We start from the raw sequence: 24710 nt of genomic DNA, 5'->3' as shown, positions 1-24710 counted from the left end.
TCGAAGTCTCCGACTTCGACATTCGCACCAACTTTTCGCCCGAGGTCCCCGACCCCGGCTCCGGCCGAACCTCCGCCGGAGGCCCTCGACCCCGACTCCGGCCTTTGCACCGTCTCTCGCCCGAAGTGTCCGACTTCGGCATTCGCACCAACTCTTCGCCCGAGGTCCTCGACCCCAGGTCCGGCCGTCTCCTTGCCGTAGGTCCTCGACCTCGGTCCCGGCCTTTGCACCGACTCTTTTTCGAAGTCTCGGACTTCGGCATTCGCACCAACTCTTCGCCGGAGGTCCTCCACCCCAGGTCCGGCCGTCTCTCTGCCGTAGGTCCTCGACCCCGACTCCGGCCTTTGCGCCGTCTCTTTTTCGAAGTCTCCGACTTCGGCATTCGCACCAACTTTTTGCCCGAGGTCCTCGACCTCGGTCCGGCTTTTGCACCGACTTCTTTTCGAAGTCTCCGACTTCGGCATTCGCGCCAACTTTTTGCCCGAGGTCCTCAACCTCAGGTCCGGCCGTCTTCTTGCCGGAGGTCCTCGACCCCGGCTCCGGCCTTTGCACCGTCTCTCTTTCGAAGTGTCCGACTTCGGCATTCGCACCAACTCTTTGCCCGAGGTCCTCGACCCCAGGACCGGCCGTCTCCTTGCCGGAGGTCCTCGACCTCGGCTCCGGCCTTTGCACCGACTTTTTTTCGAAGTCTCCGACTTCGGCATTCGCACCAACTCTTCGCCGGAGGTCCTCCACCCCAGGTCCGGCCGTCTCTCTGCCGTAGGTCCTCGACCCCGACTCCGGCCTTTGCGCCGTCTCTTTTTCGAAGTCTCCGACTTCGGCATTCGCACCAACTTTTTGCCCGAGGTCCTCGACCTCGGCTCCGGCCTTTGCACCGACTTCTTTTCGAAGTCTCCGACTTCGGCATTCGCACCAACTTTTTGCCCGAGGTCCTCGACCTCAGGTCCGGCCGTCTTCTTGCCGGAGGTCCTCGACCCCGGCTCCGGCCTTTGCGCCGTCTCTCTTTCGAAGTGTCCGACTTCGGCATTCGCACCAACTCTTTGCCCGAGGTCCTCGACCCCAGGACCGGCCGTCTCCTTGCCGGAGGTCCTCGACCTCGGCTCCGGCCTTTGCACCGACTTTTCTCCGAAGTCTCCGACTTCGGATTTCGCACCAACTTTTCGCCCGAGGTCCCCGACCTCAGGTCCGGCCGTCTCTCTGCCGTAGGTCCTCGACCTCGGCTCCGGCCTTTGCACCGACTATTCTCCGAAGTCTCCGACTTCGGCATTCGCACCAACTTTTCGCCCGAGGTCCTCGACCCCAGGACCGGCCGTTACCTCGCCGGAGGTCCTCGACCTCGGCTCCGGCTTTTCTCCGAAGTCTCCGACTTCGGCATTCGCACCAACTCTTCGCCCGAGGTCCTCCACCTCGGCTCCGGCCTTTGCACCGTCTTTCTTTCGAAGTTTCCGACTTCGAGCTTCGCGCCGGTTCTCACTCGACGTGTCCGACCTCGGTTTTTGTTTTCTGTCCGCCGTGAGTTTGCGGCTTCGACTGCGGCCTTCGGACCGTCTTTTTTCCCGAAGTTTCCGACCTCGGTCGCATGACGCTTTGTGACGCCGACCGTTGTCAACCGAAAGTCGGCGTCCGTCGTTTTTTGTCCCGATCGTCTGTTGCGACCGAAAATCGCCTCGAGGTCCATTGGGACCCACTTCGTTTTTCGTGCAAGCAATTCGCGACGACGCAGGTCGCGGCCCAGCGTCGGACTTCGATGTCGATCGCAACTCGGGCTCTTGCCTTTCGTCTGCCCGAAGTCACCTCGCTCGTCGGCTCCGGCCTTTGCTCCGTTTTCTACTTCGGCTCTTGCCGTTCGCACTGTCTCTGTTTGCCCGAAGCTTCCGACCTCGGCTCCGGCCATCGCACCGTCTCTCTGCCCGAAGTCTCCGACCTCGGCTCCGGCCTTCGCACCGTCTCTTTGCCCGAAGTCTCCCACCTCGGCTCCGGCCTTCGCACCGTTTCTCTGCCCGAAGTCTCCGACCTCGGCTCCGGCCTTCGCACCGTCTCTTTGCCCGAGATCTCCGACCTTTGCACCGTCTTTCGACCGAAGTCTCCGACTTTGGCTCTCGCCTTCGCGCTGTCTCTTTCGCCGAAGTCTCCGACCCCGGCTTTCGCCTTCTTTCTTGCCGAAGCTTCCGACCTCGGCTCCGGCCTTTGCCTTTTCTCTCTGCCCGAGATCTCCGACCTCGGCTCCGGCCTTCGCACCGTCTCTTTGCCCGAGATCTCCGACCTCGGCTCCCGCCTTCGCACCGTCTCTCTGCCTGAAGTCTCCGACCTCGGCTCCGGCCTTCGCACCGTCTCTTTGCCCGAGATCTCCGACCTCGGCTCCGGCCTTCGCACCGTCTCTTTGCCCGAAGTCTCCGACCTCGGGTCCGGCCTTCGCACCGTCTCTTTGCCCGAAGTCTCCCACCTCGGCTCCCGCCTTCGCACCGTCTCTTTGCCCGAAGTCTCCGACCTCGGCTCCGACCTTCGCACCGTCTCTTTGCCCGAAGTCTCCGACCTCGGCTCCGGCCTTCGCACCGTCTCTTTGCCCGAAGTCTCCGACCTCGGCTCCGGCCTTCGCACCGTCTCTTTGCCCGAGATCTCCGACCTCGGCTCCGACCTTCGCACCGTCTTTCGACCGAAGTCTCGGCGTTCTCACCGTCTCTTTCGACCGAAGTCTCCGACCTCGGCTCCGGCTCCTTGTCCGAGGTCTCTCGACCTCGGTTCGCTTCTCTTTTTTTCGCGGGACTTCGCGTCGTGGCAGCGGCGGCTTTTTTGATCGCCTCTGCGCGCTCCGCCGCTGCCGAAACCGTCGAAGTGCGCGCTCGAGAGGCGCGATCGTGTGAGACCTTCGGGGCTCTCTCAACGCTTCGCGATCGCTATGCCGCTCAGGCGAGAACGAGACCCCGGCCTCCTCGCCGCTCGTCTGGCGGCGATCTTCTTGTCTGTCGATATTCAGTCCACGATTCGAGAATCGAGCTGTCCGGCCGCTCGCCTGATGGCCGACGGCCGTCGCGGGCCGCCGACCGGCACCGAGCCGGACGTGAGTGGTTCGAGCACCGACGTCCGCAGGACGCCGGCTATCTGTCGCCCCGTCGGGGACAAGCGACCGACATTCCGCGAGGTCGAGGATCGCACTTTTTCGGTTCGGATTCCGACTTAGAGGCGTTCAGCCGTAATCCGACAGACGGTAGCTTCGCGCCATCGGCCCGTCGACCGAGCACGCGTACCAAACGTTTGAGGCTGTGGTTCCTCTCGTACTGAACAGCATTGCCGTCACCATCCTCGACGGAGTTGCCGACGCGCGAGCCGAAACCCGCGCGCCGCAGCGACTTCGCGCTTCGTTAGCACCAGTGTGGTCTTTGCCGATTGAATCGGTAGGGTAAAACTAACCTGTCTCACGACGGTCTAAACCCAGCTCACGTTCCCTGTTAGCGGGTGAACAATCCGACGCTTGGCGAATTCTGCTTCGCAATGATAGGAAGAGCCGACATCGAAGGATCAAAAAGCAACGTCGCTTCGGACGCTTGGCTGCCACAAGCCAGTTATCCCCACGGTAGTTTTTCGAACACCTCTCGCCGTTGCGCCCGACGATGAGCCCCGCCGCTTTGTGGCCCGGCGAAGAGACACGCGCGAGCCGGCAAACGGGGCTTCATAAACTTTCCAGCACGAAAGGATCGTTAGGCCGTGCTTTCGCAGTCGTTATTTGCACTGAAGATTTCGATCGACCGGGCTTTTGCCCTTATGTTCTGCACGAGATTTCCGTTCGCGATGAGCCCGACTTGGGATGCCTGCGTTATTCTTTGACAGATGTACCGCCCCAGTCAAACTCCCGTTCCGGGAGTGTCCGTCGCGTCGGAGACGAGCCGCTCGACCGGCCGCGCCCCGCCAGGGAGACGCGACCGCGCGGCCCGCTTGCGCGCTTTCATCGTACGTTCGTTTGCCTTCGACGTTAGCAGAGAGGTGCGATCGGAGTAGTGGTGTTGCACTGCGACTGACGTCTCCCACTTACTCTTTACCTCCGTCGCACCTTCACAGTCTCGCGTGACTAGAGTCAAATTCAACAGGGTCTTCTTTCCCCGCCGATCCGCCCAAGCCCGTTCCCTTGGCTGTGGGTTCGCTAGAGAGCAGCCAGGGACAGTGGGAATCTCGTTCATCCATTCATGCACGTCACTAATCAGATGACGAGGCATTTGGCTACATCAGAACTCGAGGATGTCATCATTAGCCCGGCGAGCGAGATGAGTCACCCGGCCGACTAACTCTCAGATCCGAGTCCGTTTTCCGATGAAGGGCATCGGTAGACCCATTCGAACTATGGCCGTTCCGGCCGCCAACCGCATCTGTCAATCCGACCTCAGGTCGACCGATGGATTTTCGGCCGACCTTTTACCGTATCTTTTCCAACACCAATCCTTGTCCTTCTTCGGGGCCAATCCCTTCAGCCTAGCAGTTCATGAAGGTAGTGAAACACTTCCACGATCCTTCGATGGCTCGAATCTGCATTAGGCGGATTGCCTGTGAGCTAAGACCGAGTACCAGAAGTTGGTCTCTCATCTTCCTTGAAATAGCACCTCTCGCACCGACCACGATACCATCGAACTGCAAGTCCGAGAGCCCCACAGTTCTCTCAAAGTCAGTCCGGAAGGCCGCATACTTCTCCGACTTCTCCGTCCTCGCACGGTCGAGACACTCCACCGAGTACTCATACGGAATATGCGCGTCCAGGATCCAAGCCTGCCGCCCACGCGTAGCGACAAGGTCTGGTCTGAGCACGCGTCTACCACTCTCCGTTACAATCCTCGGCTCAGTCTGTACAACAAAGCCTTCAGTTCTGAGTCTCCTCTTTACAACATCGAGGGTTCTATTATGCCGCTCGATCCGGACCTTCAGCGTAACTGGACAACGTTGAAGGATATGGACGATGGTCTCGGGTCCGTTCCCACAGTGTCGGCACCGGGGTATATCCTTTCCACGTCCTCTTACCATGGTTTCACCACATGGCAAGGTCTGCGTTCTGAGCATCGCTCCGAAGGTGAGGAAACCACCTTTCTCTCGACTCTGGAGACCACAGCCGCGTAGCCAAAAACTATTCGCAATGCCGACAAAGGCTTCAGCACCTTTACCTTGCACAGAGGTCCGCCAAGCGTCCCACCTGTACTGCCGGAGTGAGGTAGAGGGCTTGTCAGGGTCGAGGCCTCTTGTCCGGGTTAAGCACGCAGAAAGAGTGCTCAACTCCCCACCCCAGAGTCCAGCTTCACCGACGTGACGTACTGCTGCATCGACGTTATCTCTCAGCACGCCCAAAATCCTCTTCTTACTCAAATAGACCATCTCGAGGGGGTCGGGGATGCCGAGACCTCCCTTTCCCAACTCAAGGTGAATCCACTCTTTCGAAAGATTCTTCGGAGCATGCAGGATCAAGCGCACCGTATTTCGTAGTCTCTTGCCCAGCAACCGCAGCTGTGAAATTGTACATCGGGATAGTGACAGCCTGAACGCCCACCGGGGAATCACGTACGTCCGAAGACATTCGATCTTCTGAACCGGCTTCAGTCCAGTCGCACTAATTCGTTTCAGATCCGCTTCGAGCTCCTGCGTAACAAGTCTACTGATTCCTCTCTCTCCGATCTGGATACCCAGGTACCGCGTCGTATCACCTGGCCCCAGAATCGGAACCACCTGGCTGCCGACAAAGAGAAACGGTTCGACCAACGTACGCACTCGCTTCCTCTTCCCGTCCTTTTCGAGACCCAATGACGCCGACTTCCGAACGTTAACGGACAGACCTCGGACATCCAAAAACGTCATGGCCGTTGCCAATAGAGCTCTAATCCCGACACTGGATTCCGATAACAGCACAAGATCGTCTGCGAACGCTAAGGTCGAGATAGCTCCACCATTCGATAGTCTGAAGCCGAAGGAGGGGTCGAGTTCGTCCACCAACTCGTCCATCACCATGTTAAATAGTAACGGGGAGAGAGGGCAGCCTTGCTTAACTCCACTTCGGATCACAATTTCTTCGGTCAGCGCTATGCCGTTCGAAACTCTCGTGATCGGGCCGTCATAAAGATCCCGTACTACCTCGATAAAGTGTTCCGGGATCCCCTGACGACGCAGCCCCCGAACCAGGAGGGCGTGATTAACCGAGTCAAAAGCTTTCGCTAGGTCCAAGAACACCACGTAGATATTCTTTTTCCTCAGCTTGGCTTCCCGAATTGCACCATGAAGTAGAGCGAGATGTTCAGAACACCCGTCCACTTCCCGAAACGCCTTCTGGAGCGGATTTAGCTTAACCGTCTCTTGAAGCCGCGAGGCCAGGATCTTCGTGTAAAGGCGAAGAAGATGGGGACCAATGGTGATAGGCCTCCAACTACTCACCTCGCGCGAATCACCAGAACCCTTTGGGATCAGAGTGGTCCGGTTTCGCTTCGTCCACCGAGGTGTCCGACGAGTCATGAGCCAACAGCTCAGCACGGTTGACAGGGCATGAATGCCGACCGAACTGACATCCATCACAGACCAACCATCGGGTCCACTCGCCGAACGTTGCTTGAGGGTCTTCAAGACAACCTTTACCTCGTCAGGCATGATAGGTCTTAGCAGGGCTCGTTCCATGTCCACCTGGACATCCTGCTTTATGGAGCTCAGTGGCTCGACTGCCAAATCCCTTGGCACCGAAAATCGATCAACGTAGACCTTTTCAACATGACTGATATCAGGAGGGCGTGCATTGATTGGATGGTCATCCAACACTACTTTCATCAGGAGACTCCGATTAATACGCCACAGCAACTGGCTCGTTGCATACCGAATACGTTTTTGCTCTCTTCGGGTCAGCTGAGGTTGTCGCCAATCTTCGAAGGACTGCTGTTTTAAAGTAGAATTCCGCCTTTGATCATCGAGACTCTCGAATAGCGCCGGACGGAATCGCCGTAGGGCTGCATCGAACTCCTCTACCGTCGTGGACGGCCAGCCTTCTGCCTTCCTCTGTTCATACAGAGCGAGGAGGCCGAGACACTCTTGGGGAAAAGTGATCTCACCAAAGGATGTTTGAGGTGAGGGCGACTGACCTACGCTACGAATTGTCAGTTGCTCAGCTCGCGTTCGAGCAGTCCGTAACTCGTCTATAAGAGACTTATAGGCGACAGTCCGTCTCATCTTTTTGATTTGCTCAGCTGTCCTCTCAACCAAATCCAGATCACGTAATGCCAAATTCACAAACCTCGTCGACAATGGTAATTCGACCTCTGCCCGCGCTAAGAGAGCTATCTCCGCCTGCTCATAGCTTCTTCGCTTGGGTTGCGGTTTGTGACTCGCGAGCCTCCGTTGATACTCTACGGGATGCCGATGACGCTGATGTTGACTTAACCCGCGTCTACTCGCGCATGCGAAACGACACAAATCGCATGTGACATTAGTGGTACCATCCTCAGCCGCGTCCAGGGGTAACTGGCTCTGTTCCACCTGTTGAGCTTCAGGTACTTCTACTGCCCGGGTCGATGCACTACCATCATCGCCCTCAATTACCATTGGGTCAGTAGCATCTGGATTAGAGCGATTACCAACTACGTTCTTTCGCTCTTGCGAAGTCTGCCCAGTCTCAGACTCCATCGCTTCGATTGTGTCAATGAAATCGGATTCGTTTCTGACCGAAGTCTTTTCAGAACCTTTGCAGGATTGAGAGAACCGCTCCCTCAATTCCCTTCCAATCACGCACCGACGTTTTTTCTGTCGTCTGGGAAGCTCGAGAGAACGCTTCCTTCCTTGTCTACCACTCCGGGCGTCGGTCCCACCTCGCGTATTGGTACTGAAGTTTGCTTTGCTTGCTCGTGAATCATCCGAAGGGTCCGAAGCCAGCCTCTCGGTCCCCACAGAATCACTCGTTGCTGGGTTCCCCTCAGCAGATTCACTCACCGGGAGATCCTCTACATCAAGGTTCCTCGCGCTGCTAACTCTCGACACTTCACACCCTCCACTTGGGCTGGGAGTGTTTCCGATTGAAAGTAAAGCAGAACCATTCGCCGAACTAAATCCGCAATCCAAAATCACATCATTGGGCGGTCCAGGGACGTCAACAGGAAAACCAGCCGTCTTTTCAATACCCTGATTTGTAGCAATAGGCGATTCTTTTCCCCAGCTCGGGCTGCCAACCCTCCTGGGGAGCACCAGGTGACAATTTCGGTCACACCCGGAAGGACCTATTCGACCAATTGGCTTCCCTCTTTTGTCTCACCAAATATAAGAAGACTTACAAGAACTTGAGAGAAAGTATCATGTTCTCACACAGAGGTACTAGGCTCTTCCACCCAAGACGTACCGATGATTACCTGCTAGCAACTTGCAGAACGTCCGTCATACTTATCGAGGGGTCGACAACTGGAAGATAATTCGGCTTTCACTATCGAGATAGTGTGAACACACCTCCCGAGGGTTGCCGGCTGTGTTCGGAGGGGAACTTTGCTTCGCCCTTTAACCCTATGCAAAGACCCAAAATCAAGCCAGCCTCCCTTCTACTATTGGCCAAAGTCTGGCCATGCATAGGACATCCCTCTCGTAGAGTAAATTCTTTCATGCTTTGCAACGGAGGTCACCTTGAAGACCGCAGTGGCCCCACGGCTTTAGCCACATCAAGATCTTTCCAACTGTTAGGGAGACAGTCACTGTCTCACGTACGGTCATTCAAGTCACGATCAATCCGATACAAGCAACAACCACCAGTTATAACTGACGCATTAACCTTCGGGTAATAATCCGACGATTGGGGATCGGAGGTCACCTCGACAACCGCAGCGGCCCCACGGCGTAAGCCACATACAAGATGTTCCCATTCTCTTGAGGTCTAGCTCATACCTCACGTACGGTTCGGTCGAGTCACGATCAATCCGATCCCCACACTCGTTCAATCAGAATCGGTAATTAGTCCTTTCACCTTCGGGTAATAATAAAGCACACTCTTTGAGGTGACTATGATCAGAAGCCCGGCATATTGGTCGACGAGCTGTCTGAAGTGGCCCCAGGGTTTAACCACTCCAGATGTTATCCAACTCGAGAGGTCCCACGCTAACCTCACTGTCAGACAGCTCACACAGGGGTACTGATACTCTCGCGCCGGACTCGTACCGATGATTACTCTCAGGGTCACCACTTCCTGAGAAACGTCCGAGCCACTCGTTAAGGCGTCCCCTTGTTAGTTACGCACGTATCTCCTCCATTACCCGTACTCTATCAGTCGCTACCTTGCGGACTGAGTACTGGGAAGAGACCACTGACGAGGCATTTGGCTACCTTAAGAGAGTCATAGTTACTCCCGCCGTTTACCCGCGCTTGTTCGAACTTCTTCACTTTGACATTCAGAGCACTGGGCAGAAATCACGTTGCGTCAACACCGGCCGACGGCCGTCGCATTGCTCTGTTTTAATTAAACAGTCGGATTCCCCTTGTCCGTTTTCAGTTCTTGATCGATACTTGTTGCACGATGCACCGCCGATCTTCCCTCGCGCTCGCTTGCCGCTTTCGCCGTCCGCTCGCCGCTCGTGCAAAACCGCCTCGGTCCCCGCGAAGGGACTTCGAACGATAATGCGCTCGCGATCTCGCCTTCGGCGTCCGGGCGCACGAGCCGAAAGTCAGGCTCGATCAGTGCGTATCTCGAGAGCCAATCCTTTTTCCGAAGTTACGGATCGATTTTGCCGACTTCCCTTGTCTGCATTGTTCGTTATCGGCCAGAGGCTACTCGCCTCGGAGACCTGCTGCGGTCGATCGGTACGCGCTCGCACGAGATTCAACTGCACTTGCCCGGATTTTCACGGGACGGCTCGGAGGCACCGGACGACGCCCAGCACGGACGTCGCTTTTCGGCCGCGCCGCCCACCGCTTCTCCGCTCGACGCGATTCCGCGGTCGACGTACTTCTGGCGACCTTACCAAGAAAAGAGAGCTCTTCCCGGGCTCCTGAGTCATCGTCTCCGGGGGTGTTTGCGTCGCCGCCAGGCCCCGGACCGCGCGAACGGCCCGAAGGCAAATCTCCGTGTCGAGGCTCGGGAATCGATGCCCGATTCCCTTTCGGTCGGCCAGGGACGCGCGCGCGCGCACCGAGTCGCGCTCGCCGTCCCCGCTGTGTCGCGGCACCTCGCCGCCACCCTCAGGCGCGGCTACACCACGATCGATCGACGTTCGCGTGGAACCCTTCTCCACTTCGGCCTTCGAGGGTTTCGCTTGAATGTTTGCTACTACCACCAAGATCTGCACCGCCGACCGCTCCGGCCGAGCTCGCGCCCCGGCCTTCGACGCGATCGGCGCGCCCGCCTACTCGAACGGGCGTGCGTCGCACGTTCGCTGTCGTGTCTCGTCGTGCACGCGTTCGACGGAGCACGGGCCCGACGCTCCAGCGCCATCCATTTTCAGGGCCGATCGATTCGGCAGGTGAGTCGTTACACATTCCTTAGCGGTTGCCGACTTCCATGGCCACCGACCTGCTGTCTCTATCGATCGACACCTTTTGTGGGCTCTGATGAGCGTCGCGTCGGGCGCCTTGTCTCCGCGTTCGGTTCATCCCGCATCGCCAGTCCTGCTTACCAAGAGTGGCCCACTCGGCAAAAGAAATCGTCGTCCGCCGGCGGCCTTTTTCCGGCTTCGCGAAGGCGCTCGGCCGTTCACGAATTGCGCAACGCTTCTGCTTTTTGCGCGCCTTCCCGTCGCTTGCCAATTGAAAGTTCGAGAATAGGTCGAGGACTTTTCGTCCCCGATCGATTGGCTTCTGCTTCGTTTTCCGAGCAACTGAGCTCAACCTCTAATCGTTCGCTTTACCAGACACGATTTCGCGTTCCCTTGCCGGCTATCCTGAGGGAAACTTCGGCGGGAACCAGCTATTAGAAGGTTCGATTGGTCTTTCGCCCCTACGCTTAGGTCGGACGATCGATTTGCACGTCAGAATCGCGGCGGCCTTCCACCGGACTTTCGTCCGGCTTCGGCCTGCCCGAGCGTAGTTCACCATCTTTCGGGTCCTTGCAAATGCACTTCGGTTAGAGCCGCGCTTTGTCGCGCCTCCGAAGAGACGCGGTACGCGACCCCACTTTCGATCCGGCCCGCTGCCGACGTCGGCCGGCCAGCGGCTTCTCGTTTGCTCGCCTTCGCTTCGCATCGAGGCTTTTCGTCTCGTTCGTTTCTCTTTGCTTGCGCATGCGTTAGACTCCTCGGTCCGTGTTTCAAGACGGGTCGCCAGGGCCGCAGCCGAATGAGCCGCGGACTGAGCGTCGTTCAGAGACGCCGATCCTCTCTCCCAGACCCGAGCGAGACTTCGGAAGCTCGCGTCGCCGAACGCCGCGCGAAGGCGACAGACGGTTTCGTGACGGAGCGACTTCGGTCCCGAGCACCTCGAGCCGGTCGCGGCCTTCTTCGGCGACGGTCAACGACGGCCGCAAAGCAAAAAGCTTCGCGGCCGAGCGACCGGGCCGAACGCCGGCTCGCCCTCGCGGTTTCTTTTCCTTCGGACGGTTTCGCGTTCTCTTTGACTCTCTCTTCAGAGTCCTTTTCAACTTTCCCTCGCGGTACTTGTTCGCTGTCGGTCTCGCGGTCGGTGTCGAGCCTCGGATGGGGCGAACCACCCGGCTTCGGGCTGCGTTCTCAAACGACCCGACTCTCGAACCGACGCGCCGTTTCGACCTCGCGGCTCGCGCGCGATGCGGGCCCGACACCCTCGCTGGGCCGGATCCGATCGGGGAGAGTTGCGCGCGCTCGCCTCTCGGCCTACTTCGACTGCCGCCGGTCCTTGCGCCACATGTCGACGGCCGTCCTCTCGGTCGGCCGGATTCGGCGCTAGGCTCTGTTCGCTTTTCCACGATCGTCGTTTCGCTTCACTCGCCGTTACTGAGAAAACCCCAGTTGGTTTCTTTTTCCACCGCTTAGTAATATGCTTAAATTCGGCGGGTAGTCCCGCCCGACCTCAGGTCTCGTTTTTCGGCAGGCAGATTTCAGCTCACTTGTTCCCTCTTCGAGTCGAGTCGGCACATTTCGTTTCCTGTTTACCATCGCTGTCGCCGCTCGCTCTCTCGCACGGTTTCATGTATATAATCTCGAGCCCGATCGCTTAAAACACGTCGCGCTTCCGTGCTCTGCCGCATCTCGCATGCTCGGATCGGTGCGCTGCACCACGGCGACCGCCGGCATTTTGTTACTTCACGATTCTGTAGAGACCCTGAGGCGGACGAGGCCCCGTGATTATCGTAAGGCGAAGCCGTAATGCACGTTCAGATTGTCGACGATCAATGTACTTTGCAAATCACACCACTTCTCGCAGCTTGCTGCGTCCTTCATCGACCCGCGAGCCGAGTGGTCCACCGTCAGAAGTGATCGAGTCTTTTCTTTTCGGTTCTGCCGTCTTTCGAGTGTTTGCTACTTTTCGTGTTTCGACCGACCGCGTGCTCGCCCCGAGCCCCGCGGTCCTTTCCCCAACGACATGGCGGTCGTGCGCAGCTTTTTTTGACGTTACCCGGCTTTTTCTTCGGGGTCGACTCGACGCCACCGAAGGCGTCGTGCCGCCCGCTGCGCGGGGATTCTGTTCCACCATCTTTCGGATGTTAGCAGCATTCTTTCGGCGACTCGGCGTCAGGAACGCCGTGCCACACTCGCTTCTCGATGATCTCGCCGTCTGCCGCCTGCTGCATTGATCGAATCTTCGGCGAGCATCGCGTGTGAACAATCAATCCTGTTTTCGGTAAGCGACGTTCTTTTTGCGACTTGCGCCGCTTCATTGGAGCTCGTCGACCGCCGCGAACCGTCCGTCAATTCGCCGACGAGCTCCGTGAGCAACCATCTTTCGGGTGTTAGCAGCATTCTTTTCGATCTCGATGATCTCGCCGTCCGCCGCCGCCTGCTGCATCGATCGTATCTTCGGCGAGCATCGCGCGTGAACAATCCGACTTCGAGGTGAACGGCGTTCTCTTTGCGACTCTCGCCGCTTTTCCGAGCTCGTCGGCCGCCGCGCACCGTCCGTCAATTCGCCGACGAGCTTCTTTCGTTCGCAGTGTTCCTTTCGATCGCCGCGCCGCGTGCTCGCCCCGAGCCCCGCGCGCTCTCGATTCGCCTTCCGTCCGTCCGTCCGTCCGTCCCCTGCGACACGGCGGTCGCGCGCGCAGCCATCTCTCTGCGCGGGGACTTTCTTTTCGAGTCTCGTTCGCAGTGTTCTTTTCGATCGTCGCGCAGCGTGCTCGCCCCGAGCCCCGCCTTTCGCGCGTGTGAGTCTCGTTCGTTCTTTTTGGCTCGCTCGCCTCGAGCGCAGCACCACCTCGGTATCTCGGTAATGATCCTTCCGCAGGTTCACCTACGGAAACCTTGTTACGACTTTTACTTCCTCTAAGCGCTCGAGTTCGATCGCCTTTTCGGCCGGCGCCGACCCGCGGGCTCGCGCCCGCGGAAGTGCGGCGGTCGATCGATCGGACGACCTCGCTAGAACGCTCGATCGGTAGTAGCGACGGGCGGTGTGTACAAAGGGCAGGGACGCAGTCGGCGCGAGATGATGACTCGCGCCTACTGGGAATTCCTGGTTCGAGAGAAATACTTTCAAGCCTCTGTCCCGACTACGATCGGGTTTCGTTTGGTTTCACGAGCCTCTCGGCCCGCGGACCATCTCGCGACGGACGCGCGCGAACGCGCCCGCGCACGAGACCGACGGCGCTGCGTCGTTCCGGTCCTCTTGCTGCTCCGACCATTGTAGCACGCGTGCGGCCCCGAACATCGAAGGGCATCACAGACCTGTTATCGCTCGATCTCGTGCGGCTTAACCGCCGCCGGTCCTTCTGAGAATACTTTAGCGTCCGCGCACGGAGTCCGTGCGGCCGGACGCGACCCGATCGCAGTCTGGCGACGCGCGGCGCTGACGACCCCCGCGAAGGAGCCGCCGCAAGACCCGCGAGTCGCGCAGCATCGGGCTCGCATACATGAGTAAATTCGAGTCTCGTTCGTTATCGGAATCAACCAGACGAATCGTTCCACGAACTAAGAACGGCCATGCACCACCATCCGCTAAATCGAGAAAGAGCTTTCAATCTGTCAATCCTCGTAACGTCCGGGCCGGGTGAGTTTCCCCGCGTTGAGTCAAATTAAGCCGCAGGCTCCACTCCTGGTGGTGCCCTTCCGTCAATTCCTTCAAGTTTCAGCTTTGCAACCATACTTCCCCCGGAACCCGAAGACTCCGGTTTCCCTCCCGGCACGGCCACCCCGACATGCCCGATCCCTCGGCCGGCGTGCGACGCGCGGACTCGCAAGACCGCCTCCGCGACGGGAGACGCGCGAGCGCCGGCGTGCAGCGCGCGACCGGACGAGATCTTTGAATACGTGGGCGACCATGCGGTCGGCATCGTTTACGGTCGGAACTACGACGGTATCTGATCGTCTTCGAACCTCCGACTTTCGCTCTTGATTAAGGAAAACGTCCTTGGCAGACGCCTTCGCTTCTGTTCGTCTTGCGCCGATCCACGGATTTCACCCCTCCCGGCACAGTACGAATGCCCCCGTCCGTCCCTCTTGATCATTGCCACGCGCACATATCTCGACGCCGGCGGCGGAGCCGCGGCCGTCTTCCGTTGTACCATGCACGACTGTTCTCGGTCGACTTCGAACCTCGCGGCCCGAGTCTTTGCTTATCGTCGACCTGCCCTGATCGCTTCAATTTCTTCAGGGCAACCTGCGAACGACTCTCGACGTGCAACTTCCATCGAGATGGGAGCCACGCCGGCCGTCCGCGCTCGGGCTCGCGCGAACGCGCCCTCTCGGAACGCGCCCGCCGAGCGCACCGTCTTTCGTTTCGTTCGCGACGCGCGGCCTTTCGGCCGGCGCGCGAGCGGCGAAAAGCTTAATTCCAACTACGAGCTTTTCAACCGCAACAACATGAGCATACGCTTTCGGAGCTGGAATTACCGCGGCTGCTGGCACCAGACTTGCCCTCCGATCGATACTCGCACGACACGCGCCCAAGCGGCCGAACGCCTCTCGACGCCCGACCGTTGAACGGAACGACTTCAGTGTTTTGAGCTGCGCTCATTTCGATTGTCGGCGCCCGTCGAGGCCCGGCATCGGTATTTCTCGTCACTACCTCTCAGAGTCTGAAATGGGTAATTTGCGCGCCTGCTGCCTTCCTTGGAAGTGGCAGCCGTTTCTCAGGCTCCCTCTCCGGAATCGAACCCTGATTCCCCGTCACCCGTGAGAACCTCGGTAGGCCGAGACCTTACCGACAACAGTTGATAGGTCAGACGCTCGAGTGGTTCGTCGCCCGATCTCCAACGGACCGGCGATCAGCACGAAAAGTTATCCAGAGTCACCACGATCGACGGACGCCGGCCGACGCACCGGGCCGCGAAGCCCGGGGACGCCGACGCCCGGCCGACGTGCGGTCTGATAAATGCACGCCTCCCGAAGTCGGCGCTCGCTTGCATGTATTAGCTCTAGCTTTTCCACGGTTATCCACCTTTGACGACTCTCGTCGCCGCACGACCACGTAGACCACGACTGATTTAATGAGCCTTTCGCAGTGTCGTCGCGTCGAAGCGCGCGACTCGTACTTGCACTTGCATGGCTTAGTCTTTGAGACGAGCATATACTCCTGGCAGGATCAACCAGGTAAATTAGCCTCGTTTTCGGGCTTTTTCGCTGCTCCGTTCTCGCGGCGATTCGCTCGCCGCCGAGACCTTACGCCGCGGACTCTTCCCCCTCCAAGAGCCGGGCGCTCGCCTTCGGTGCCGCGCCTGCGCGCGCGCGCTCGTTTTTCCGCTGCTCGGACGACTGGCGACGGGCCGCCTGCGAGCTGTTGTTCGAACCAGCTTGTATCTCGATTTTCTCCCGGCGTTCGTTCGTCCGGCCGCTCGATGCGACATCCTTGCTCGGGGTTTCGCAATCTGATCGGCCATCCGCCGCTCACATAAGTCTCTTTTCCGGCCGGCGTTCGTCCGGCCGCTCGATGCAACATCCTTGTGTGGGCTTTCGCAATCCGATCGGCCATCCGCCGCTCACATTGGTCTCTTTTCCGGCCGGCGTTCGTCCGGCCGCTCGCTCTGTTCGTTACACATTATCCTTCTCGCGAGCTTTTCGCAATCCGATCCGCCGTGCGTCGCACGGCCATCCGCCTCACTCGGTCGTCACGTTTCGAGCCGGCGTTCGTCCGGCCGCTCGCTCTGTTCGTTACACTTTATCCTTCTCGCGAGCTTTTCGCAATCCGATCCGCCGTGCGTCGCACGGCCATCCGCCTCACTCGGTCGTCACGTTTCGAGCCGGTGTTCGTCCGGCCGCTCGCTCTGTTCGTTACACATTATCCTTCCCGCGAGCTTTTCGCAATCCGATCCGCCGTGCGTCGCACGGCCATCCGCCTCACTCGGTCGTCACGTTTCGGGCCGGCGTTCGTCCGGCCGCTCGCTCTGTTCGTTACACATTATCCTTCTCGCGAGCTTTTCGCAATCCGATCCGCCGTGCGTCGCACGGCCATCCGCCTCACTCGGTCGTCACGTTTCGGGCCGGCGTTCGTCCGGCCGCTCGCTCTGTTCGTTACACATTATCCTTCTCGCGAGCTTTTCGCAATCCGATCCGCCGTGCGTCGCACGGCCATCCGCCGCACACGGTCGTCTCGTTTCGGGCCGGCGTTTGCCTCGTCGCCCGGTCGTTCGCTAGCTCGTTCGTTCGTTCGTTCGAACGCTGTCCGGCTGCTATTGCCTGTTTTTGCCTCGCTTCTCGACGCCTTGTCCGGTTGAAAACCGTCCGTTTTTTCGATCCTGGCTCGAAGCCAACGAACCTTTTCTCGTGAGCCGCACGTCGCCGTCGAATGCCGGCCGGCTCTCGTCACATTGAAAAATCGATCGGCGATCGCGGTCGGATTGCCGTACGCGCACGGACAACTCTCCCCAGAGCCCGGTGCGCACGCCGTACCGTTTGCCGCATTGCCGATCTGCCGTCGTCTGCACCTGCCTTCCGAAGGATCACATTCATTGCTTTGCGGTGCGCATCAGGTCGCATCGCCACGCTCTGGCGCCGGACGGTCTGCCAATCCGCCGGTGGCACGACATACGACGGGTCGCCAATCCGTCCGTGCGATTCTCGAGCCAATCCGTTGACGTTCGTACGATCTTTTGTCGTATTGCACTGCCGTCGTACGGGTGGCCAACCCGTTTCGCGATGCGCACCATACAGATCGCATCGCCACGCTCGGGCGCCGGACGGTCGGCCAATCCGCCGGTAGCACGACATACGACGGGTCGCCACCCCGCCTTCGTGATCGCCGTTCGAACGGGTCGCCACTCCGTTCTGACGATCTCTCGTTGGACTGCGATGCTCGTAAGTTGGCATCGCGACGCGCGTCGCCGAAGCCGCCGATCGACTGCCGAATCTATCGATGTCGGACGGTGCACCAAGTCGTCCGACCCACACAGTTGAAAGATGTGCTTGAGATGCCGGTCGGTTGGTCAGACCGCCGCATGCACTTCTGATTCGGCCCGGCTGCGATTCCCCTATCGCATTTGCACGTCAACTTTTTAGGGGCCCCCCTATATATGTGTACGGAGTCGGAATGCGAGTAAGTGAACACTTTAGGGGAAAAACAAGACAAAAAAAATTATGCCTGGTTGTTAACTGGCAAAGCCCCGGCCTATTGTCGGCAAAAGCGAAACGACGCTGCCGCGCTCCTGTTGCCGGCTGCCGCACGCTCCAAATCGGACTGCACCTTCGAGGATGCACCTGGACTCCAGCCGGACACCGTCTGTGCCATGCCGAGTTCGGCAAACCGGCCACGAGGCCGAAATCCGACTTCGACCCTCTCAAGCTCCAGTTGGCCGGAAATTTGACTCCGGATCCCGGCCGAACTTCGGACGCTTGCCGATGCCAAACCGAGGTGGCTGGGGGTCTGATTTTCGCACCGCGCGTCGGACGGTGCATCTCGAACACGGCCGACCGCTTTTTGCAACCAGCCGACCTCAGCAACGGCCGCTTATCGCCTTCGAGTTACTTCGACTCTTGCCGGCCTATGCCCGCCGGGATCCGAAGCTCAAAACCCGCTTGAAATTTTCTCGATCCTGTTCGGACATTGGACTTTGACTTTTTCTTTCTAATCACTTCGACTTTTTTCGGTTGTTTTTCGCCGGCTTTTCGACGCTCGATTCCGGCCGAACTTCGCACGTCCGCCGACGCCGAACCGAGGTCGCTGGGGGTCTGAATTTCGCACCGAGCCTCGGGCCGTGCACCCCGAGCACGGCCGACCGTTCCGCGCGCCGAGCCGACCTTCGCAGCTGGTGCGCATCGCCTCCGAAGCACTTCGACTTTTCTTGAACGTTTTTTGCCGGATTTTCGACGCTCGATTCCGGCCGAACTTCGCACGTCCGCCGACGGCGAACCGAGGTCGCTGGGGGTCTGATTTTCGCACCGAGCCTCGGGCCGTGCACCCCGAGCACGGCCGACCGTTCCGCGCGCCGAGCCGACCTCCGCATCCGGTGCGCATCGCCGCCAAAACACTTCGACTTATCTTGAACGTTTTTCGCCGGCTTTTCGACGCTCGATTCCGGCCGAACTTCGCACGTCCGCCGACGGCGAACCGAGGTCGCTGGGGGTCTGAATTTCGCACCGCACGTCGGGGGGTGCGTCTCGAACACGGCCGACCGTTCCGCGCGCCGAGCCAACCACACCAACGGCCGCTTATCGCCTTCGAGTCACTTCGACTCTTGCCGGCCTATGCCCGCCAAAAAACGAAGCTTGAAACCCGGCCGAACTTTTCTCGATCCTGTCCGGACTTTGGACTTTGACTTTTTCTTTCGAATCACTTCGACTCTTTCTGGCCGTTTTTCGCCGGCTTTTCGACGCTCGATTCCGGCCGAACTTCGCACGTCCGCCGACGGCGAACCGAGGTCGCTGGGGGTCTGAATTTCGCACCGAGCCTCGGGCCGTGCACCCCGAGCACGGCCGACCGTTCCGCGCGCCGAGCCGACCTTCGCATTTGGTGCGCATCGCCGCCAAAACACTTCGACTTATCTTGAACGTTTTTCGCCGGCTTTTCGACTCTCGATTCCGGCCGAACTTCGCACGTCCGCCGACGGCGAACCGAGGTCGCTGGGGGTCTGAATTTCGCACCGAGCCTCGGGCCGTGCACCCCGAGCACGGCCGACCGTTCCGCGCGCCGAGCCGACCTTCGCAGCTGGTGCGCATCGCCTCCGAAGCACTTCGACTTTTCTTGAACGTTTTTTGCCGGATTTTCGACGCTCGATTCCGGCCGAACTTCGCACGTCCGCCGACGGCGAACCGAGGTCGCTGGGGGTCTGATTTTCGCACCGAGCCTCGGGCCGTGCACCCCGAGCACGGCCGACCGTTCCGCGCGCCGAGCCGACCTCCGCATCCGGTGCGCATCGCCGCCAAAACACTTCGACTTATCTTGAACGTTTTTCGCCGGCTTTTCGACGCTCGATTCCGGCCGAACTTCGCACGTCCGCCGACGGCGAACCGAGGTCGCTGGGGGTCTGAATTTCGCACCGAGCTTCGGGCCGTGCATCCCGAGCACGGCCGACCGTTCCGCGCGCCGAGCCGACCTCCGCAGCTGGTGCGCATCGCCTCCGAAACACTTCGACTTTTTTCGGCCGTTTTTCGCCGGCTTTTCGACGCTCGATTCCGGCCGAACTTCGCACGTCCGCCGACGGCGAACCGAGGTCGCCGGGGGTCTGAATTTCGCACCGAGCCTCGGGCCGTGCACCCCGAGCACGGCCGACCGTTCCGCGCGCCGAGCCGACCTCCGCAGCTGGTGCGCATCGCCTCCGAAACACTTCGACTTTTCTTGAACGTTTTTTGCCGGCTTTTCGACGCTCGATTCCGGCCGAACTTCGCACGTCCGCCGACGGCGAACCGAGGTCGCTGGGGGTCTGAATTTCGCACCGCACGTCGGGGGGTGCGTCTCGAACACGGCCGACCGTTCCGCGCGCCGAGCCAACCACACCAACGGCCGCTTATCGCCTTCGAGTCACTTCGACTCTTGCCGGCCTATGCCCGCCAAAAAACGAAGCTTGAAACCCGGCCGAACTTTTCTCGATCCTGTCCGGACTTTGGACTTTGACTTTTTCTTTCGAATCACTTCGACTCTTTCTGGCCGTTTTTCGCCGGCTTTTCGACGCTCGATTCCGGCCGAACTTCGCACGTCCGCCGACGGCGAACCGAGGTCGCTGGGGGTCTGAATTTCGCACCGAGCCTCGGGCCGTGCACCCCGAGCACGGCCGACCGTTCCGCCGCCGAGCCGACCTTCGCATTTGGTGCGCATCGCCGCCAAAACACTTCGACTTATCTTGAACGTTTTTCGCCGGCTTTTCGACTCTCGATTCCGGCCGAACTTCGCACGTCCGCCGACGGCGAACCGAGGTCGCTGGGGGTCTGAATTTCGCACCGAGCCTCGGGCCGTGCACCCCGAGCACGGCCGACCGTTCCGCGCGCCGAGCCGACCTCAAATCGCCTCCGAAGCACTTCGACTTATCTTGAACGTTTTTCGCCGGATTTTCGACTCTCGATTCCGGCCGAACTTCGCACGTCCGCCGACGGCGAACCGAGGTCGCTGGGGGTCTGAATTTCGCACCGAGCCTCGGGCCGTGCACCCCGAGCACGGCCGACCGTTCCGCGCGCCGAGCCGACCTCCGCAGCTGGTGCGCATCGCCTCCGAAACACTTCGACATTTTTTCGGCCGTTTTTCGCCGGCTTTTCGACGCTCGATTCCGGCCGAACTTCGCACGTCCGCCGACGGCGAACCGAGGTCGCTGGGGGTCTGAATTTCGCACCGAGCTTCGGGCCGTCGTCCCGAGCACGCCGTGCACCCCGAGCACGGCCGACCGCTCCGCGCGCCGAGCCGACCTTCGCATTTGGTGCGCATCGCCGCCAAAACACTTCGACTTATCTTGAACGTTTTTCGCCGGATTTTCGACTATCGATTCCGGCCGAACTTCGCACGTCCGCCGACGGCGAACCGAGGTCGCTGGGGGTCTGAATTTCGCACCGAGCCTCGGGCCGTGCACCCCGAGCACGGCCGACCGTTCCGCGCGCCGAGCCGACATCCGCAGCTGGTGCGCATCGCCTCCGAAGCACTTCGACTTTTCTTGAACGTTTTTTGCCGGATTTTCGACGCTCGATTCCGGCCGAACTTCGCACGTCCGCCGACGGCGAACCGAGGTCGCTGGGAGTCTGAATTTCGCACCGAGCTTCGGGCCGTGCACCCCGAGCACGGCCGACCGTTCCGCGCGCCGAGCCGACCTCCGCATCCGGTGCGAATCGCCGCCAAAACACTTCGACTTATCTTGAACGTTTTTTGCCGGATTTTCGACGCTCGATTCCGGCCGAACTTCGCACGTCCGCCGACGGCGAACCGAGGTCGCTGGGGGCTGAATTTCGCACCGCACGTCGGGGGGTGCATCTCGAACACGGCCGACCAATCATCGCGCCGAGCCGACCTCCGCAGCTGGTGCGCATCGCCTCCGAAGCACTTCGACTTTTTTCGGTTGTCTTTCGCCGGATTTTCGACTCTCGATTCCGGCCGAACTTCGCACGTCCGCCGACGGCGAACCGAGGTCGCTGGGGGTCTGAATTTCGCACCGAGCTTCGGGCCGTGCGTCCCGAGCACGGTCGACCGTTCCGCGCGCCGAGCCGACCTCCGCAGCTGGTGCGCATCGCCTCCGAAACACTTCGACTTTTTTCGGCCGTTTTTCGCCGGCTTTTCGACGCTCGATTCCGCCGAACTTCGCACGTCCGCCGACGGCGAACCGAGGTCGCTGGGGGTCTGAATTTCGCACCGAGCCTCGGCCCGTGCACCCCGAGCACGGCCGACCGTTCCGCGCGCCGAGCCGACCTCCGCAGCTGGTGCGCATCGCCTCCGAAACACTTCGACTTTTTTCGGCCGTTTTTCGCCGGCTTTTCGACGCTCGATTCCGGCCGAACTTCGCACGTCCGCCGACGGCGAACCGAGGTCGCTGGGGGTCTGAATTTCGCACCGAGCTTCGGGCCGTGCGTCCCGAGCACGGCCGACCGTTCCGCGCGCCGAGCCGACCTCCGCAGCTGGTGCGCATCGCCTCCGAAACACTTCGACTTTTTTCGGCCGTTTTTTGCCGGCTTTTCGACGCTCGAATCCGGCCGAACTTCGCACGTCCGCCGACGGCGAACCGAGGTCGCTGAGGGTCTGAAATTCGCACCGAGCCTCGGGCCGTGCACCCCGAGCACGGCCAACCGATTTTCGCGCCGAGCCAACCACACCAACGGCCGCTTATCGCCTTCGAGTCACTTCGACTTTTGCCAACAACTGTCTGCCTGTTGGTCAGAACCGAAAGCCGGCATCCGTTGCCTTTTTTTCTCGATCGTCGTTTTAATCGAAAATCTGCTCAAGTGCCATTGGGACCCGGTCCGTTTTGCGCACTAGCAATCCGCGTTTTTTGCAAGCAAAGGCCCAGCGTTGCTAAGCGAATACGAACTTTACGACCTCGGCTCAGGCGTTCGCACCGACTTTTTTTCGAAGTCTCCGACTTCGACATTCGCACCAACTTTTCGCCCGAAGTCCCCAACCCCGGGTCCTGCCGTCTCTCTGCCGGAGGTGCTCGACCCCGGCTCCGGCCTTTGCACCGTTTCTCTTTCGAAGTCTCCGATTTCGGCGTTCGCACCAACTTTTCGCCCGAGATCTCCGACCCCAGGTCCGGCCGTTTCTTTGCCGGAGGTCCTCGACCTCGGCTCCGGCCTTTGCACTGACTTTTTTTCGAAGTCTCCGACTTCGGCGTTCGCACCAACTTTTCGACCGAGGTCCCTGACCCCAGGTCCGGCCGTTTCTTTGCCGAAAGTCCTCGACCCCGGCTCCGGCCTTTGCACTGTCTCTTTCTCAAAGTGTTCGACTTCGGCATTCGCACCAACTCTTTGCCCGAGTTCCTGGACCCCGGCTCCGGCCGAACCTCCGCCGGAGGTCCTCGACCTCGGCTCCGGCCTTTGCACCGACTATTTTTCGAAGTCTCCGACTTCGGCATTCGCACCAACTCTTCGCCCGAGGTCGTCGACCCCAGGTCCGGCCGTTTCTTTGCCGGAGGTCCTCGACCCCTACTCCGGCCTTTGCACCGTCTCTCGCCCGAAGTCTCCGACTTCGGCACTCGCACCAACTCTTCGCCGGAGGTCCTCGACCCCAGGTCCGGCCGTCTCTTTGCCGTAGGTCCTCGACCTCGGCTCCGGCCTTTGCACCGACTTTTCTCCGAAGTCTCCGACTTCGGCATTCGCACCAACTCTTCGCCGGAGGTCCTCCACCCCAGGTCCGGCCGTCTCTCTGCCGTAGGTCCTCGACCCCGACTCCGGCCTTTGCGCCGTCTCTTTTTCGAAGTCTCCGACTTCGGCATTCGCACCAACTTTTTGCCCGAGGTCCTCGACTCCGGCCTTTGCACCGACTTTTTTTCGAAGTCTCCGACTTCGGCATTCGCGCCAACTTTTTGCCCGAGGTCCTCGACCTCAGGTCCGGCCGTCTTCTTGCCGGAGGTGCTCGACCCCGGCTCCGGCCTTTGCACCGTCTCTCGCCCGAAGTGTCCGACTTCGGCATTCGCACCAACTCTTCGCCGGAGGTCCTCGACCCCAGGTCCGGCCGTCTTTTTGCCGGAGGTCCCCGACCTCGGTCCCGGCCTTTGCACCGACTTTTTTTCGAAGTCTCCGACTTCGGCATTCGCACCAACTCTTCGCCCGAGGTCCCCGACCTCAGGTCCGGCCGTCTCTTGCCGGAGGTCCCCGACCTCGGCTCCGGCCTTTGCACCGACTTTTTTTCGAAGTCTCCGACTTCGGCATTCGCACCAACTCTTCGCCGGAGGTCCTCGACCCCAGGTCCGGCCGTCTCTCTGCCGTGGGTCCTCGACCCCGGTCTCCGGCCTTTGCGCCGTCTCTTTTTCGAAGTCTTCGACTTCGGCATTCGCACCAACTCTTTGCCCGAGGTCCTGGACCCCGGCTCCGGCCGAACCTCCGCCGTAGGTCCTCGACCTCGGTCCGGCCTTTGCACCGACTTTTTTTCGAAGTGTCCGACTTCGGCATTCGCACCAACTTTTCGCCCGAGGTCCCCGACCTCAGGTCCGGCCGTCTCTCTGCCGTAGGTCCTCGACCTCGACTCCGGCCTTTGCACCGTCTCTCTTTCGAAGTGTCCGACTTCGGCATTCGCACCAACTCTTCGCCGGAGGTCCTCGACCCCAGGTCCGGCCGTCTCTTTGCCGGAGGTCCCCGACCTCGGTCCCGGCCTTTGCACCGACTTTTTTTCGAAGTCTCCGACTTCGGCATTCGCACCAACTCTTCGCCCGAGGTCCCCGACCTCCGGCTCCGGCCGAACCTTCGCCGGAGGCCCTCGACCCCGACTCCGGCCTTTGCACCGTCTCTCGCCCGAAGTCTCCGACTTCGGCATTCGCACCAACTCTTTGCCCGAGGTCCTCGACCTCAGGACCGGCCGTCTCCTTGCCGGAGGTTTTCGACCTCGGCTCCGGCCTTTGCACCGACTTTTTTCCGAAGTCTCCGACTTCGGCATTCGCACCAACTCTTCGCCCGAGGTCCCCGACCCCGGCTCCGGCCGAACCTTCGCCGGAGGCCCTCGACCTCGGCTCCGGCCTTTGCGCCGTCTTTTTTTCGAAGTCTCCGACTTCGGCATTCGCACCAACTCTTCGCCCGAGGTCGTCGACCCCAGGTCCGGCCGTCTCTTTGCCGGAGGTCCCCGAC

General features: G+C 60.1%; 3 protein-coding genes, 2 rRNA genes and 2 other annotated features. Of the genes, 1 reads left to right on the top strand and 4 read right to left on the bottom strand.

The genetic code is table 11. From position 1 onward, the window contains the following. The first annotated feature begins 1747 nt into the window (after positions 1 to 1747). Entirely contained in the window at positions 1748 to 2794 is a 1047-nt protein-coding gene (locus ACOERD_RS02110) for a hypothetical protein (RefSeq protein ID WP_419737895.1), read from the top strand. 350 nt (positions 2795 to 3144) lie between these two features. Beyond that, positions 3145 to 3300: a sequence feature (23S ribosomal RNA rRNA prediction is too short), on the bottom strand. 86 nt (positions 3301 to 3386) lie between these two features. Next, positions 3387 to 4124: a sequence feature (23S ribosomal RNA rRNA prediction is too short), on the bottom strand. A 337-nt stretch (positions 4125 to 4461) separates the two neighbouring features. Here ACOERD_RS02110 and ACOERD_RS02105 read toward each other — a convergent pair. From ACOERD_RS02105 to ACOERD_RS02090, 4 genes are all read right to left on the bottom strand, one after another. Further along, positions 4462 to 6780 (bottom strand): RNA-directed DNA polymerase, encoded by a 2319-nt coding sequence (locus tag ACOERD_RS02105; protein ID WP_419737894.1) that lies wholly within the window; start codon positions 6778 to 6780, stop codon positions 4462 to 4464. Positions 6781 to 9167: 2387 nt separating this feature from the next. After that, positions 9168 to 12375, bottom strand: a 23S ribosomal RNA gene (locus ACOERD_RS02100). Positions 12376 to 12589: 214 nt separating this feature from the next. After that, positions 12590 to 12763, bottom strand: coding sequence for a hypothetical protein (locus ACOERD_RS02095; RefSeq protein ID WP_419737893.1), 174 nt, complete (start codon positions 12761 to 12763; stop codon positions 12590 to 12592). Positions 12764 to 13304: 541 nt separating this feature from the next. Further along, positions 13305 to 15634, bottom strand: a 16S ribosomal RNA gene (locus tag ACOERD_RS02090). The 16S and 23S rRNA genes sit together here, the layout of an rRNA operon. Positions 15635 to 24710 lie beyond the last annotated feature (9076 nt).

This window comes from Ruegeria sp., assembly GCF_965199275.1.
GTDB lineage: Bacteria > Pseudomonadota > Alphaproteobacteria > Rhodobacterales > Rhodobacteraceae > Ruegeria.
This window is presented reverse-complemented; position numbering and strand designations above follow the sequence as displayed.